Annotated in this window: 15 protein-coding genes and 1 pseudogene; 10 read left to right on the plus strand and 6 right to left on the minus strand. The window is 73.1% G+C overall.

The window, feature by feature from the left end:
* Positions 1-314: pseudogene (locus RM609_RS13365) on the minus strand (protein phosphatase 2C domain-containing protein); the annotation flags it as partial.
* A gap of 110 nt (positions 315-424) precedes the next feature.
* On the opposite strand from RM609_RS13365, the gene RM609_RS13370 reads away from it, so the two are divergent.
* Both RM609_RS13370 and RM609_RS13375 read left to right on the plus strand, forming a co-directional pair.
* Positions 425-1,093: a helix-turn-helix transcriptional regulator gene (locus tag RM609_RS13370; RefSeq protein ID WP_438828427.1), complete on the plus strand. Its 669-nt coding sequence runs from the start codon at positions 425-427 to the stop codon at positions 1,091-1,093.
* 57 nt (positions 1,094-1,150) lie between these two features.
* Complete coding sequence (locus tag RM609_RS13375; protein WP_311610700.1) at positions 1,151-1,474, plus strand: DUF456 family protein; 324 nt, start codon at positions 1,151-1,153, stop codon at positions 1,472-1,474.
* Positions 1,475-1,508: 34 nt separating this feature from the next.
* On the opposite strand, the gene RM609_RS13380 is transcribed toward RM609_RS13375, so the two are convergent.
* The 5 genes from RM609_RS13380 to RM609_RS13400 all read right to left on the minus strand — a co-directional run bounded on the left by RM609_RS13380 (position 1,509) and on the right by RM609_RS13400 (position 6,488).
* Positions 1,509-2,003, minus strand: a complete 495-nt coding sequence (locus RM609_RS13380; protein WP_311610702.1) for a methylated-DNA--[protein]-cysteine S-methyltransferase — start codon at positions 2,001-2,003, stop codon at positions 1,509-1,511.
* 2 nt (positions 2,004-2,005) lie between these two features.
* Entirely contained in the window at positions 2,006-3,493 is a 1,488-nt protein-coding gene (locus RM609_RS13385) for an AlkA N-terminal domain-containing protein (protein WP_311610704.1), read from the minus strand.
* Between the two features lie 145 nt (positions 3,494-3,638).
* On the minus strand, positions 3,639-3,851 hold the full coding sequence (locus RM609_RS13390) for a cold-shock protein (RefSeq protein ID WP_311610706.1): 213 nt from the start codon (positions 3,849-3,851) through the stop codon (positions 3,639-3,641).
* Between the two features lie 164 nt (positions 3,852-4,015).
* The gene (gene rsgA / locus RM609_RS13395) at positions 4,016-5,107 is read right to left on the minus strand and encodes a ribosome small subunit-dependent GTPase A (RefSeq protein ID WP_311610708.1); all 1,092 of its coding nucleotides are present in this window, start codon (positions 5,105-5,107) and stop codon (positions 4,016-4,018) included.
* A gap of 196 nt (positions 5,108-5,303) precedes the next feature.
* Positions 5,304-6,488, minus strand: a complete 1,185-nt coding sequence (locus RM609_RS13400) for a YihY/virulence factor BrkB family protein (RefSeq protein ID WP_311610709.1) — start codon at positions 6,486-6,488, stop codon at positions 5,304-5,306.
* Positions 6,489-6,785: 297 nt separating this feature from the next.
* Here RM609_RS13400 and RM609_RS13405 point away from each other — a divergent pair, with 297 nt between their 5' ends.
* The 8 genes from RM609_RS13405 to RM609_RS13440 all read left to right on the plus strand — a co-directional run bounded on the left by RM609_RS13405 (position 6,786) and on the right by RM609_RS13440 (position 14,313).
* Positions 6,786-7,982 (plus strand): helix-turn-helix domain-containing protein, encoded by a 1,197-nt coding sequence (locus tag RM609_RS13405; protein WP_311611057.1) that lies wholly within the window; start codon positions 6,786-6,788, stop codon positions 7,980-7,982.
* Positions 7,983-8,006: 24 nt separating this feature from the next.
* Positions 8,007-8,603 carry a GNAT family N-acetyltransferase gene (locus tag RM609_RS13410; RefSeq protein WP_311610711.1) on the plus strand — a complete coding sequence of 199 codons (597 nt, stop codon included), beginning with the start codon at positions 8,007-8,009 and terminating at the stop codon, positions 8,601-8,603.
* A 342-nt stretch (positions 8,604-8,945) separates the two neighbouring features.
* Positions 8,946-10,643 (plus strand): nitrite/sulfite reductase, encoded by a 1,698-nt coding sequence (locus tag RM609_RS13415; RefSeq protein ID WP_311610712.1) that lies wholly within the window; start codon positions 8,946-8,948, stop codon positions 10,641-10,643.
* A complete protein-coding gene (locus RM609_RS13420; protein WP_311610713.1) occupies positions 10,640-10,825 on the plus strand; it encodes a hypothetical protein in 186 nt (61 codons plus the stop codon). The genes RM609_RS13415 and RM609_RS13420 overlap by 4 nt, the downstream gene beginning before the upstream one ends.
* Entirely contained in the window at positions 10,822-11,505 is a 684-nt protein-coding gene (locus RM609_RS13425) for a phosphoadenylyl-sulfate reductase (RefSeq protein WP_311610715.1), read from the plus strand. Before RM609_RS13420 ends, RM609_RS13425 begins: the two co-directional genes overlap by 4 nt.
* Positions 11,487-12,068 (plus strand): adenylyl-sulfate kinase, encoded by a 582-nt coding sequence (cysC, locus tag RM609_RS13430; RefSeq protein WP_438828428.1) that lies wholly within the window; start codon positions 11,487-11,489, stop codon positions 12,066-12,068. The genes RM609_RS13425 and cysC overlap by 19 nt, the downstream gene beginning before the upstream one ends.
* Positions 12,065-12,982, plus strand: a complete 918-nt coding sequence (cysD, locus tag RM609_RS13435; protein ID WP_311610718.1) for a sulfate adenylyltransferase subunit CysD — start codon at positions 12,065-12,067, stop codon at positions 12,980-12,982. Before cysC ends, cysD begins: the two co-directional genes overlap by 4 nt.
* Positions 12,983-12,984: 2 nt before the next feature.
* Positions 12,985-14,313 (plus strand): sulfate adenylyltransferase subunit 1, encoded by a 1,329-nt coding sequence (locus tag RM609_RS13440; RefSeq protein ID WP_311610720.1) that lies wholly within the window; start codon positions 12,985-12,987, stop codon positions 14,311-14,313.
* Positions 14,314-14,423: the final 110 nt, after the last annotated feature.

Raw genomic sequence — 14,423 nt, forward strand, 5'->3', positions numbered from 1 at the left:
GGGGCGGGCGGGGCCCAGCGTTTGGTCTGCCGTGGCACGCCGCGGGACACAGCGGGCGAAAGCCCGGAGGGGGCGCCCGACGACGGGCCGGGCGGGCCGTCCGCGGCCCCGGCGGCCCTCCTGGGCGGCTCGGGCCGTCGCGGCTCCGCTCTCGGACGAAGAGGTTCCGGACCGACCACCGCCGAGGCGGAGGAGAACCGTTCGTCGAGGCTGTCGCCGACGGCGCCGCCTCCCGTGTCGGGTTCACTCCTGCCGTACAACTCACGCCACCAGGCGTCCTCTTGTTCGGCGTACTGGTCCCCCTGCTGACTCATGCCCTTATTGTCCACACTGTGGGGCATACGGGAAGAGTGCACGGCGAACACCACCCCAGGGATGATGTCCCGAGCCATAGCTCGGTCGCGGGGATGGGGAGGAATGTCGCGTGCTCGGTTCCATGGGTGTGGACGCCATACGACGGACGGCACACGCGGAAAGTCCAGCGGAGCAGCCTGTCGGGGCGGGGGCGGTGGAGGTCGTGACGGGTGCCGGGGCGGTCGCCCGGCGGCTGTCGGGGCTCCGGCTGAGCGCGGCGGAAGAAGTGTGCGTCATGTTGACGGGCCGGGTAGGGGTGTTGACGGAGGGGGCCGCGGTGGCCCACCGGACGGTCGTCGAGGGCACCGCGTCGTTCCCCGGCCGGTGCCGGGTGGTCGACCGGATACCCGCCGAACTGGTGATCGTGGACCGCGGGGTCGCACTGCTGCCTCTCGCCTCGGGCACCGCCGGCGCGACCGACACCGCCGCCCTCGTCGTCCACTCCGGCACGCTGCTGGACTCGCTGATCGACCTGTTCGAGGGCGCCTGGCGCGAGGGCCGTCCCCTGCGCGCGGACGGGAGACCCGGCGCCGGCCCGGCCGAGCCCGACGCCACCGACCTGGAGGTGCTGTCCCTGTTGCTGGCGGGGCTGACGGACGCGAGCGTCGCCAAACAGCTCGGGCTGGGCCTGCGGACCGTTCAGCGCCGGGTGCGGCGGCTGATGGAGCTGGCCGGGGTGACCACCCGGCTCCAACTGGGCTGGCAGGCCGCCGAGCGTGGCTGGACGATACGCCGGTGAAGCTCTGACCGAATTCGCCCGGGGGCGGCCGCGTCCGGGTTCCGGCAACCTTGACGCATGGGGACGTGGCAGCTGCTCCTGGTCGGCCTGGTGATGCTGCTCGGCCTGCTCGGCGTCGTGACCCCGGGCGTACCCGGGCCGCTGATCGTCTGGGCGGGCACGCTCTGGTGGACGATGGCCGAACTCTCGGCCGTGGCCTGGGCGGTGCTCGTCGGCGGGACCGGGCTCCTGCTGCTCGACCAGGCCTTCGTCCGGCTACGGCCACCGCCGCCGTCGCCGCGCCGGACGACGGCCACGGTCGCGGAGGAGGCGTGGGCGACGACGCTCTTCGCCTGCCTGGCGGTGGTCGGGGCCTGGGTGGCGGCGGTGGTCCTGGGCTGAGGCCGTGGCCACATGGCCCCTCCCACCACCGCGGCTACGCGACGCCCTCGAGTTCGAGGAGCAGCCGCTTGCGGTCCAGTCCCCCCGCGTACCCCGTCAGGGACCCGTCCGCCCCGATCACCCGATGACACGGCCGGAGGATCAGCAGCGGATTGGCCCCGACGGCGCCGCCGATCGCGCGGACGGCCGCACGCGAGGCCCCGATACGGGCGGCCAGCCCGCCGTACGTCGTGGTGGCGCCGTACGGGATGGAGTCGAGCGCCTCCCACACCCTGCGCCGGAAGTCCGTGCCCTCGGCGGCGAATTCGAGGTGGAATTCCTTGGCCCGGCCCGTGAAGTAGGCGTCGAGCTGGCGCTCGGCCTCCGCGAACGCGGCGGGGTCCTCGCGCCAGTCCGGGCCGACGGCCGGGGCGTTCTTCTGGCCGGGCACGGTGAGGGAGGTCAGGGCGGTGCCGCCGGGGGCCGTGGCGGAGGGCAGGCCGGTGAGCAGCAGCGGGCCCAGCGGGCCGGGGACGTGTGTGTACAGCATGGTCAGGAGTCCTTCGGTGCGTTCCACAGGTGATGGAGGGCGTAGGAGCGCCAGGGGCGCCAGGCGTCGGCGTCGCCGACCGTGGCGCCGAGGGCGGCGAGTCCATGGCGTACCCCGGCGTCGCCCGGGAGGAAGACGTCCGGATCACCGAGGGCCCGCATGCGGATGTAGCCGGCGGTCCAGGGGCCGATGCCCGGCAGGGCGAGCAGGGCGCGCTCGGTCTCGTCACGGTCCACGCCCCCGTCGAGGCGGACCGCGCCGTCCGCGAGGGCGGTGGCGAGGGTGCGCAGGGTCCGCCGGCGGGTGTCGGGCATGCCCAGCTCGGCGAGGTCGGCGGCGGCGAGGGTGGCGGCGGCGGGGAAGAGGTGGGTGAGCCCGCCGTCCGGCGCGGCCAGTGGTTTTCCGTACGCGGCCACGAGCGTGGCCGCGAGGCGGGCGGCGGCCGGGACGGAGATCTGCTGGCCGAGGACGGCCCGTACGGCGAGTTCGTCGCCGTCGGCGGCGCCCGGGGAGCGGAGTCCGGGGCGGGCCTCGACCAGCGGGCGGAGCAGCGGGTCGGCGCCGAGCCGCTCGGCGACGGCGAAGGGGTCGGCGTCGAGGTCGAACAGGCGCCGGACGCGCTGGACGGCGGCGGCCGTGTCGCGGGGGTCGGTGAGGTGGAGCCGGCAGTCGAGCCAGTCGCCGTGCCGGCGGGTCCCGGCGGGGTCCGGCTCGTGGATCTCGGCTGTGCCGGTGCCGTAGGGGAGGCTCAGGGTGCGGCGGTAGACCCGGGAGCCGGGGGTGCCGAGGACTTCCTCGATGCCGGTGATGGCGCGGCGCTGGAGGAAGTCGAAGACCTCGCGTGCGGCGTACGGGCCCCGGTGGGCGAGCCGCAGCGGGACGCCGGCGCCGGTCCCGCGCCGCTGGGCGGGGCGGGCGCGCAGTTCGCTGGGGGTGCGGGCGTGGACGGCACGGATGGTGTCGTTGAACTGCCGGACGCTGGCGAAGCCCGCCGCGAAGGCGATCTCGGTGACCGGCAGGTCGGTGGTCTGGAGCAGCACCCGCGCGGTGTGCGCGCGCTGGGCCCGGGCGAGGGCGACCGGGCCCGCGCCCAGCTCCTCGGTGAGCTGGCGGTGCACCTGGCGGGAGCTGTAGCCGAGGCGCGTGGCGAGCCCTGCGACGCCCTCGCGGTCGACGACGCCGTCGCCGATCAGCCGCATGGCACGGCCGACGAGGTCGGCGCGGACGTTCCACTCGGGCGACCCCGGCGCGGCGTCCGGCCGGCACCGTCGACAGGCCCGGAACCCGGCACGCTGGGCGGCGGCGGCCGACGGATGGAAGCGGACATTGGCCCGCTTCGGGGTCACGGCGGGGCAGCTCGGCCGGCAGTAGATGCCGGTGGTGACGACGGCGAGGTAGAACACCCCGTCGAAACGCGCGTCCCGGCTGGTCACGGCCTGGTACCGGGTGTCGTCGTCGAGGGGTGGGGGGTGGCCCGTCGTGCGTTCCATGTGTCCAGTCTGCGGGAGCGCCTGCCGCCGGGCTGGCGGAAATCGGACACGGCCCTCGGGGCGGTGTCCGCTCCCGCGCCGGGGGCAGGAGCCGAACAGGGCTGGAAGCCCGTACGGCCCCCACAGCGTCCGAACGGTCAGCGCGTCACTCCGGCCGCACCTGCTCGGCTTGCATGCCCTTCTGTCCCCGCGCGGCGACGAAGCTCACGCGCTGTCCCTCGTTCAGGGACTTGAACCCGTCCGATTCGATCGCCCTGAAGTGCACGAAGAGATCGTCCCCTCCGCCGTCCGGGGTGATGAACCCGTATCCCTTTTCGTCGTTGAAGAACTTCACCGTGCCGGTCTGCCGGTCAGCCATGAACACTCCCTGAATCAAGCGCGGGCCGCGATGTCCCCGGCCATCACAGACGCGATCGCGCCACAATCGACGACGGCGCGTAAGCAATATCTCACAATATGTAGCGGGGCGCAGGCCCCGTTCAGAACCCCCCGGGCTACGCCCAGGGGCACCCCGCCCCCAGCTCACCCCCGCTTCCGCGCCATCGCCGCCCTCCCCTCCGCCTGCTTCCGCTTCCAGTCGCGGCGGATCTCCGCCCGCAGGCGGGCGTCGGTGCGGGAGGCGATCCATTCGTTCTCGCGGAGGAGCTTGCGGTAGCTGTCGAGGCGGCGGGGCTGCAAGGTGCCGTCCTCGAGCGCCGCGAGGACCGCGCAGCCCGGTTCGCCTCCGTGGCCGCAGTCCTGGAAGCGGCAGTCCTCGGCGAGGGCCTCGATCTCGGCGAAGGTGCGGCCGACGCCGCCCTCCGCGTCCCACAGGCCCACTCCCCGCAGCCCGGGGGTGTCGATGAGGACCCCGCCGCCGGGCAGCGGCAGCAGGTTGCGCGTGGTGGTGGTGTGGCGGCCCTTGCCGTCGCGGTCGCGGATCGCCTGTACGGTCTGGACCTCGCCGCCGACGAGGGCGTTGGCCAGCGTGGACTTGCCGGCGCCGGACTGGCCGATGAGGACGGACGCGCCGCCCGACAGCACGGCCGCGAGGGCGTCGACGCCGTCGCCCGCCTCGGCGCTGACGGCCAGCACCTGAACGCCCGGCGCCGCCGTCTCCGTGTCGGCGACGAGGTGGGCCAGGGTGGCGGGGTCGGGGACGAGGTCGGCCTTGGTGAGGACGACGAGCGGAGTGGCGCCGCTCTCCCAGGCCAGCGTCAGGAACCGTTCGATCCGGCCCAGGTCGAGCTCGGCGGCCAGCGAGACCGCGACGACGGCGTGGTCGACGTTGGCGGCGAGGACCTGGCCCTCGGAGCGCTTGGAGGACGTGGAGCGGACGAAGGCGGTGCGGCGCGGCAGCAGGGCCCGTACATAGCCTCCGGAGAGGTCGACGGCGGCCCAGTCGCCGGTGCACATGATGTTCAGCGGGTCGCCCGTGGTGACGAGCGAGGTGTCGGCCATGACATGGCGGACGCCGGCCTCGCCGTCGGCGACGACGACGTCGCAGCGGCCGCGGTCGACGCGGACGATACGCCCGGGGACGAGCCCCTCGGCGGCGTACGGGGTGAAGCCGTCAGCGAACCCCGTGTCCCAGCCGTAGGCGGAGAGGGGGTGCGGAGCATTGAGCTCGGACAAGACTGTGGTCCTTCAGGAGGGAGGTGGGGATGGTCTTCTGAGCGCGGGCGCGGCCCGTGGCGACGACAGTCATCGCGTGCTCACCTCCTGTGGAGCGGTCCGAGTGCCTGGAGCGGTTCGTCCTGGCGCAAGCGATCGTAGGGGCGAACGCCGACGGGCCGCGAGTGGTTTTCTCACGGCCCGTCGGCGGTCCTGATCACGTGTCCCGTTTGTTGTTCGGTTTGGCGTGCTTGGGCGGCTGGTCCGGTTTGTGGAGCCGGGAGCGGACGTCCTCGGGGGGCAGGAACTGGGCCCAGCGCTCGGGGAATTCCGAGGGGGGTTCCCGGTCCTGGCCGATGACGCCCTCCTCGGGCTCCCAGGGGTCGTCGTCGATCTCGTGGACCAGGGCCCGGGCGGCCCGCTCGGCGGCCGCGCGGGTGGCGGCGGCCTCGCGCTGCCGGTCGACCTCGGCACGGGCGGCGGCGGTGGTGACGGAGGGCCAGACCCGGTCGATCGCGGCGTTCACGGCGGCGCCGACGAGCACCGCGAAGGCGGAGACGCCGATCCACAGGAGCACGGCGACGGGCGCGGCCAGCGAGCTGTAGATGGTGACGCCCTCGACGGTGTGGGTGAGATAGACGCGCAGCAGGAGGCTGCCGAGGACCCACATGGTGAGGGCGACGAAGGCACCGGGGATGTCCTCCGCCCAGGGGGAGCGCACGGGGACGGACACGTGGTAGAGCGTGGTGAGGAAGGCGATGGACAGGAGGGTGACGACGGGCCAGTAGAGGAAGCGGACGACGTCCCCGCTCCAGGGCACGACGTTCACCACCGTCTCCGGCCCGGCCACCATCAGCGGCAGCGCCACCGCCCCGATGACGAGGGCGACGACGTAGAGGAGGAAGGCCAGCAGCCTGGTCCTGACGATGCCGCGCTTGCCCTCCAGCCCGTACATGATCGTGATGGTGTCCACGAAGACGTTCACGGCCCGGGAGCCGGACCACAGGGCGATGGCGAAGCCGACGGAGATGATGTCCGGGCTGCCGAGCTTGAGGACGTCCCGGACCAGCGGCTCGGCGATCTCCTTGGTGCCCTTGTCCGACAGGACGGCGGAGGACACGGTGAGGATGCTCTCCTGGATGCCGAGGATGGTGCGGGTGCCCGTCCAGTCGTCCAGGTAGCGCAGCAGCCCGAGGAGGGCGAGGAGCAACGGGGGCAGCGACAGCAGGGTGAAGAAGGCGGCTTCGGCGGCCAGTCCCGTGACGCGGTACTCCATGCAGGAGTTGACGGTGTCCTTCAGGAGCAGCCACGCCATCCTGCGTTTGGAGACATTTCGGTACAGAGCCCTAGCCCTGCGGAGCCGGCCGACCTCCCGGCCCGAATGTTCTTTTGCTGCCTGCACGACCTAACCGTATCCGCCGCGGGCGGGTCGGTTCATCCTGCGGCCCGGCGCCGGGCCGGGCCGGGCCGTTGCAGGTGGGAGGCCGCGGAGGGTGATGCTGCGCCGACTCGGCACCACCCTCCGGCCGCTCCCCTTCACCTTCCGCCCGGGACGGGTGCGTTCGCAATGGTTGCAAGGCGTTGCAATATCGCGGATGACCCGGCGCGGAGCGGCTCGCGACGGCACCATTGCAGCGTGAAGCGCATACCGATCGACGCGGGACTGCTGCCCGCCATCCGGGAGGCCGCCCTCGGCGGCATGGAGTCGCCCGTGCGACCGCGTCCGGTGATCGGCGAGTCGTGGCACCGCGCCCGCCGCCACGGTCTCGACCCCGACACCGGCGGGCCCGTCGCCCTGATCTCGGCGGCCGAGGTGGAGCACCTGCGCCGGAGCTCCCCGCTGGGCGGGCTGCTGCCGCAGGTGCGGGAGGGGCTGCGCGAGGCGGTGGACGCCGTGCGGCATCTGATCGTGGTCTCGGACGCCGAGGGCCGGGTGCTGTGGCGGGAGGGCAGCCCCGGGGTGCGCCGGAGCGCGGACCGGCTGGGCTTCGAGGTGGGCGCGTCCTGGACCGAGGAGCTGGTGGGCACCAACGGCATCGGGCTGGCGCTGGTGGAGCGCCGGCCGGTGCAGGTCCATTCCGCCGAGCACTTCGTACGGTCGCACCACGCCTGGACGTGCGCGGCGGCCCCGCTGCACGACCCGCGCGACGGGCGGCTGCTGGGCGTGCTGAACGTGTCGGGGCCCGTGCCCGCGTTCAACCCGACGACGCTGGCCCTGGTGACGGCCGTGGCCAAGGTGTCCGAGGCGGAGCTGCGCGCCCGGCACTGGGAGTCGGTGGACCGGCTGCGTACGGTCGCGGCGCCGATGCTGGCCCGGCTGGGCGGCCGGGCGCTGGCGGTGGACCGCGACGGCTGGACGGCGGCCGTGACGGGGATGGCGCCGGTGAGCCGGGTGGTGCTGCCCCGGGAGGCGGCCCCGGGGCGGGTGTGGCTGCCGTCCCTGGGTCCGTGCACGCTGGAACCGCTGCCGGACGGCTGGCTGGTCCGGCTGGACCGGGGCGCGGACGAGGAGGCGCCGCCCGGGCGGCTGGTGCTGGACCTGCGCCAGCCGCGCACGTGGACGGTGAGCGTCGCCGGGGCGGCGGGCCAGTGGTCGCACGACCTCAGCCCGCGCCACGCCGAGTTGCTGTACGTGCTGGCCCGGCACCGGGCGGGGCGGACGGCCGCCCAGCTGGCGGCGGACCTCTTCGGCGACGCCTCGCGCACGGTGACGGTGCGGGCGGAGCTGTCCCGGCTGCGGCGCACCCTGGCGGGGGTGCTCAGCCACCGCCCGTACCGCTTCACCGACGGGCTGGAGGTGCATCTGCTGGAACCGGAGGTCCCCGAGGACCTGCTGCCCGCCTCGACGGCACCGCTGGTGCTGGCGGCGCGCCGGGGGCTGCCCGTGGAGTGCTGACAGCAGTGTGATGAGGTTTCGGCCATGAGCGACAGCACGACGACGACCGTGACCACCTGGTCGCTGGAGCAGACCACGCCGGCCGATCTCGTCCCGGCCCGCGTTCCGGACGCTTCGTCCGGCATCCGGATCGAACGGGCGGCCGTACCCTGCCCCGAGTTCAGCCGTTTCCTGTACACCGCCGTGGGCGGGGACATCACCTGGACGGACCGGCTGAGCTGGTCGTACGAGCGGTGGGCGGAGTTCCTGGAGCGGCCGGGGACGGAGACCTGGGTGGCGTACGAGCACGGCACGCCGGCCGGGTACGTGGAGCTGGACGCCCAGCCGGAGGGGGCCGTCGAGATCGCCTACTTCGGGCTGATCCCGAGGTTCCGGGGGCGGCGGATCGGGGGCCATCTGCTGAGCGTCGGGACCGCGCGGGCCTGGGACCTGGCCGCGCGGTGGCCGGAGCGGGAGCCCACGAAGCGGGTGTGGGTGCACACGTGCAGCCTGGACGGACCGCACGCGCTCGGCAATTACGAGCGGCGCGGCTTCCGGGTGTTCGCCACCGAGGTGACGGAAGAGCCGGACGTGCCCACTCCGGGCCCCTGGCCTGGCGCTCACCCGGAGAAGGCGGCCTAGCCGCAGCGGACGGGGCGATGGCGGGCGGCGCCCGCGAGCACAATGGACCATTCCACATTCCGGAATGGTCCATCTTGTTATTCGGACAACAGTGGACTGGCCGAAGACTGCCGTGCCACGCTGCCGTCATGTCCCGAGCTGGAATCGCCTTGGTGAGTCGGCGTCACGTCGACCTCGGCCGCATGTCCAGCGCCATCTGTCCGGCGGGCTGACAGTCACAGCACCACCGCCCCTCCCCTCAGTCGGCCCTGTCGTGCCGACGAGGTGACCCCTGCCTCCCCTTCGTATGCCGTGCCCGGCACACCCATTGGGGACACATGCGGATTTTAAGGACATTTCTCTATGACTGACACCCCTTCCCGCTCCCCCGCCGCCCCGGCGCGGCGCAAGTCCGGCCGCCACCGAGGCGAAGGCCAGTGGGCCGTCGGTCACTTCACCCCGCTGAACGCCAACGAGCAGTTCAAGAAGGACGACGACGGTCTCAATGTGCGGACACGCATTGAGACGATCTACTCCAAGGCCGGCTTCGACTCCATCGACCCCAGCGATCTCCGCGGCCGGATGCGCTGGTGGGGCCTCTACACCCAGCGCAAGCCCGGTATCGACGGCGGCCGCACGGCCGTCCTGCCCCCGGAGGAGCTGGACGACGAGTTCTTCATGCTGCGGGTGCGCATCGACGGCGGCCGGCTGACCACCGCGCAACTGCGCGTCGTCGGCGAGGTCTCCCAGGAGTTCGCCCGGGGCACCGCCGACATCACCGACCGGCAGAACATCCAGTACCACTGGATCCGGATCGAGGACGTGCCGGAGATCTGGCGGCGGCTGGAGGCCGTCGGCCTGTCCACCACCGAGGCCTGCGGGGACACACCCCGGGTGATCCTGGGCTCGCCCGTGGCCGGTATCGCCGAGGACGAGATCCTCGACGGCACCCCGGCCGTCGAGGAGATCCACCGCCGTTTCATCGGCAACCCCGACTTCTCCAATCTGCCCCGGAAGTTCAAGTCGGCCGTCTCCGGCTCCCCGCTGCTCGACGTCGCCCACGAGATCAACGACGTGGCGTTCGTCGGCGTCCGTCACCCCGAGCACGGCCCGGGCTTCGACCTGTGGGTGGGCGGCGGGCTGTCCACCAACCCCCGGATCGGCGTCCGGCTCGGCGCGTGGGTGCCGCTGGACGAGGTGGCGGACGTCTTCGGCGCCGTCATCGGCATCTTCCGCGACTACGGCTACCGGCGGCTGCGCAACCGGGCCCGGCTGAAGTTCCTCGTCGCCGACTGGGGTGCCGAACGGTTTCGCCAGGTGCTGGAGGACGAGTACCTCGGCCGCCGGCTCGTCGACGGCCCGGCCCCCGAACAGCCCCTGCACCGCTGGCGGGACCACGTCGGCGTGCACCGGCAGCAGGACGGCCGCTTCTACGTCGGCTTCGCCCCGCGCGTCGGCCGGGTCGACGGCGCCACGCTCACCAAGATCGCGGAGCTGGCCGAGCAGCACGGCTCGGGCCGGATACGCACCACGGCCGAGCAGAAGATGATCGTCCTGGACGTGCCGGAGGAGCAGGTCTCCTCGCTGGTGGCGGGCCTGGAGGCGCTGGATCTGCGGGTGGCGCCCTCCCCGTTCCGGCGCGGCACGATGGCCTGCACGGGCATCGAGTTCTGCAAGCTCGCGATCGTGGAGACCAAGGCGCGCGGCTCTGCGCTCATCGACGAACTCGAGCGCCGGCTGCCGGACTTCGACGAGCCCGTCACGATCAACATCAACGGCTGCCCCAACGCCTGCGCCCGTATCCAGGTCGCGGACATCGGTCTCAAAGGCCAGTTGGTCACCGACGAGCGGGGCGAGCAGGTCGAGGGATTCCAGGTGCACCTGGGCGGGGCGCTCGGCCTCGCGGCCGGGTTCGGCCGCAAGGTGCGCGGCCTGAAGGTCACTTCGGCGGAGCTCCCGGACTACGTGGAGCGCGTCCTGCGGCGCTTCCAGGCGGAGAGAGCCGAGGGGGAACGGTTCGCCCAATGGGCGGCCCGGGCGGACGAGGAGGCCCTCTCATGAGTGAGCGCGCCGCCCCCTTCTACTGCCCCTACTGCGGGGACGAGGACCTGCGGCCCGGTGAGCAGGGTCATGGCGCCTGGGAGTGCGGCGCCTGCAACCGCGCCTTCAAGCTCTCCTTCCTCGGGCTCCTGACCCGGGGCCTGGTCAAGGGGCGGGCAGATGGTCAAGGGGCGGACACATGACCGGTCTTGAGAAACTGGCGGTCGAGGCGGGCCGGGAGCTGGAGGACGCGCCCGCCCTGGAGATCCTGCGCTGGGCGGCCGACACCTTCGGTGAGCGCTTCTGCGTCACCGCCTCCATGGCGGACGCCGTCGTCGCCCACCTCGCCTCGCGCGTCCACCCCGGCGTCGACGTGGTCTTCCTGGACACCGGCTACCACTTCCCGGAGACCATCGGCACCCGCGACGCGGTCGAGGCCGTCATGGACGTCCACGTCCTCACCCTCACCCCGCGCCGCAGCGTCGCCGAGCAGGACGCGGCGTACGGGCCGCGGCTGTACGAGCGCGACCCGGACCTGTGCTGCCGGATGCGGAAGGTCGAGCCGCTGGCGGAGGGCCTGGCCGCGTACGACGCCTGGGCGACCGGCCTGCGCCGTGACGAGTCCCCCACCCGGGCCGGCACCCCGGTCGTGGGCTGGGACGCCCGGCGCGGCAAGGTCAAGGTCTCCCCGATCGCCCGCTGGACCGAGGCGGACGTGGACGCGTACGTCGCCGAGCACGGCGTGCTCGTCAACCCGCTGCTGATGGACGGCTACACCTCCGTCGGCTGCGCGCCCTGCACGCGTCGCACGCTGACGGGCGAGGACGCGCGGGCCGGCCGCTGGGCGGGCACGGGCAAGACGGAATGCGGGCTGCACGGATGACGGAACTCCTGGAGCTGGAGAGGAATATGAGCGTGGGCGCCACCGTGTGGCTCACCGGCCTGCCGAGCGCGGGCAAGACGACGATCGCCCGTGCGCTCGCGGACCGGCTGCGTACCGAGGGGCGGCCGGTGGAGGTGCTGGACGGCGACGAGATCCGGGAGTTCCTCTCGGCGGGCCTGGGCTTCTCCCGCGAGGACCGGCACACCAACGTCCAGCGGATCGGCTTCGTCGCCCGACTGCTGGCCGCGCACGGCGTGACGGTGCTCGTGCCCGTCATCGCGCCCTACGCGGACTCCCGCGAGGCGGTGCGCAAGCGCCATCAGGCGAGCGGCACGGGCTATGTGGAGGTCCATGTGGCCACCCCGGTGGACGTGTGCTCCGCCCGGGACGTGAAGGGCCTGTACGCCAAGCGGGCGGCGGGCGAGATATCCGGCCTGACCGGCGTCGACGACCCGTACGAGGCGCCGGCCGAACCGGACCTGCGGATCCCCGTGCACGAGCAGAGCGTCGGGGAATCGGCGGCGGCGCTGTACACGCTGCTGACGGAAAGGGGGCTGCTGTGAGTACCGCAGCGGACAGCCCGTACGCCCTGACGCATCTGGACGCGCTGGAGTCCGAGGCGGTGCACGTCTTCCGCGAGGTGGCGGGCGAGTTCGAACGGCCGGTGCTGCTGTTCTCCGGCGGCAAGGACTCCATCGTCATGCTGCACCTCGCCCTCAAGGCGTTCGCCCCGGCGGCCGTGCCCTTCCCGCTGCTGCACGTGGACACCGGGCACAACTTCCCCGAGGTCCTCGCCTACCGCGACCGCACGGTCGCCGAGCTGGGCCTACGGCTGCACGTGGCCTCCGTGCAGGACTTCATCGACCGGGGCGAGCTGCGCGAACGCCCCGACGGTACCCGCAACCCGCTCCAGACGGTCCCGCTGCTGGACGCCATCAGCGGTAACCGCTTCGACGCGGTCTTCGGCGGCGGGCGGCGCGACGAGGAGAAGGCCCGGGCCAAGGAGCGGGTGTTCTCGCTGCGGGACGAGTTCGGCGGCTGGGACCCGCGCCGGCAGCGCCCCGAGCTGTGGCAGCTCTACAACGGCCGCCACTCCCCCGGCGAACACGTGCGCGTCTTCCCGCTGTCCAACTGGACCGAGCTGGACGTCTGGCAGTACATCGCCCGCGAGAAGATCGAACTGCCCTCGATCTACTACGCCCACGAGCGGGAGGTCTTCCCCCGCGACGGCATGTGGCTGGCCCCGGGCGACTGGGGAGGCCCCCGCGACGGCGAGCGGGTGGAGAGACGCCTGGTGCGCTACCGCACCGTCGGGGACATGTCCTGCACCGGCGCCGTCGACTCCGATGCCGCCACCATCCACGCCGTCATCGCCGAGATCGCGGCGTCCCGGCTCACCGAGCGGGGCGCGACCCGGGCCGACGACAAGCTGTCGGAGGCCGCGATGGAGGACCGCAAGCGCGAGGGGTACTTCTAGCCATGAGCACCGACACCGCCACCGACCAGGCCACCTCACTGCTGCGCTTCGCCACCGCCGGAAGCGTCGACGACGGCAAGTCCACCCTCGTCGGACGCCTGCTCCACGACTCCAAGTCGGTCCTGGCCGACCAGTTGGAGGCCGTCGAACGGGCGTCGCTGGGCCGCGGCCAGGACGCCCCCGACCTGGCGCTGCTCACCGACGGGCTGCGCGCCGAGCGCGAGCAGGGCATCACCATCGACGTGGCCCACCGCTACTTCGCCACCCCACGCCGTCGTTTCATCCTCGCCGACACCCCCGGCCACGTTCAGTACACCCGCAACATGGTCACCGGCGCCTCCACCGCCGAGCTGGCCGTGGTGCTGGTCGACGCCCGCAACGGCGTCGTCGAGCAGACCCGCCGCCACGCCGCCGTCGCCGCGCTGCTGCGCGTCCCGCACGTGGTGCTGGCCGTCAACAAGATGGACCTCGTCGGCTACGCCGAGTCCGCCTTCGCCACGATCGCCGGGGAGTTCGGCGCGTACGCCGCCTCGCTCGGGGTGCCCGAGGTCACCGCGATCCCGATCTCGGCGCTCGCGGGCGACAACGTGGTGACCCCGTCCGCCCACATGGACTGGTACGGCGGCCCGACCGTGCTGGAGCACCTGGAGACCGTGCCCGTCGGCGACGACCCCACCGCCGAACCCGCCCGCTTCCCCGTCCAGTACGTCATCCGCCCGCAGACCCCCGGGCACCGTGACTACCGGGGCTACGCCGGCCGGATCGCCTCCGGCGTACTGCGCGTCGGCGAGCCGGTGACGGTGCTGCCGTCGGGGCGTACGAGCACGATCGCCGCCATCGACGGCCTGGCCGGACCGGTGGACGTGGCCTGGGCGCCGCAGTCGGTCACCCTGCGGCTCGCCGACGACCTCGACATCTCGCGCGGCGATCTCATCGCCCCCGCCGGCGCGGCGCCCGGCACCACCCAGGACGTCGAGGCCACCGTCTGCCACGTGGCCGACCGCCCGCTGCGCACCGGCGACCGGGTGCTGCTCAAGCACACCACGCGGACGGTGAAGGCACTGGTCAAAGCGGTGCCGTCGCGGCTGGCCCTCGACGACCTCACCCAGTACCCGGACCCCGGCGAGCTGGCCGCCAACGACATCGGCCGGGTCGTCCTGCGCACCGCCGAGCCGCTCGCGCTGGACGCGTACGCCGACTCCCGGCGCACCGGCTCGTTCCTGCTGATCGACCCCGCCGACGGCACGACGCTGACGGCGGGCATGGCCGGGACGGCATTCGCGGTTAAGGCCCCGCGCGCGGCGGCCGACGACGACGGCTGGGACTTCTAGGGATGGCGGGCCGGGTCCAGGACGTCTTCGCGACGTTCGACAAGGAGGGCGGCCGCATCGGCAGCGGTGCCCTCGGCAGCGGCCAGGGCGGCGTGGGGCGATGTGCGGGC

The organism is Streptomyces hesseae, from assembly GCF_031845785.1.
Classification (GTDB): domain Bacteria; phylum Actinomycetota; class Actinomycetes; order Streptomycetales; family Streptomycetaceae; genus Streptomyces; species Streptomyces hesseae.

Excerpts from the sequence above, each read along its gene's own strand:
- cysC (WP_438828428.1), top strand. The coding sequence starts at position 11,487 with ATGCGGGCTGCACGGATGACGGAACTCCTGGAGCTGGAGAGGAATATG.
- RM609_RS13410 (WP_311610711.1), top strand. The coding sequence starts at position 8,007 with ATGAGCGACAGCACGACGACGACCGTGACCACCTGGTCGCTGGAGCAG.
- RM609_RS13440 (WP_311610720.1), top strand. The coding sequence starts at position 12,985 with ATGAGCACCGACACCGCCACCGACCAGGCCACCTCACTGCTGCGCTTC.
- RM609_RS13380 (WP_311610702.1), bottom strand. The coding sequence starts at position 2,003 with ATGCTGTACACACACGTCCCCGGCCCGCTGGGCCCGCTGCTGCTCACC.
- RM609_RS13420 (WP_311610713.1), top strand. The coding sequence starts at position 10,640 with ATGAGTGAGCGCGCCGCCCCCTTCTACTGCCCCTACTGCGGGGACGAG.
- RM609_RS13390 (WP_311610706.1), bottom strand. The coding sequence starts at position 3,851 with ATGGCTGACCGGCAGACCGGCACGGTGAAGTTCTTCAACGACGAAAAG.
- RM609_RS13385 (WP_311610704.1), bottom strand. The coding sequence starts at position 3,493 with ATGGAACGCACGACGGGCCACCCCCCACCCCTCGACGACGACACCCGG.
- RM609_RS13425 (WP_311610715.1), top strand. The coding sequence starts at position 10,822 with ATGACCGGTCTTGAGAAACTGGCGGTCGAGGCGGGCCGGGAGCTGGAG.
- RM609_RS13375 (WP_311610700.1), top strand. The coding sequence starts at position 1,151 with ATGGGGACGTGGCAGCTGCTCCTGGTCGGCCTGGTGATGCTGCTCGGC.
- RM609_RS13415 (WP_311610712.1), top strand. The coding sequence starts at position 8,946 with ATGACTGACACCCCTTCCCGCTCCCCCGCCGCCCCGGCGCGGCGCAAG.
- RM609_RS13405 (WP_311611057.1), top strand. The coding sequence starts at position 6,786 with ATGGAGTCGCCCGTGCGACCGCGTCCGGTGATCGGCGAGTCGTGGCAC.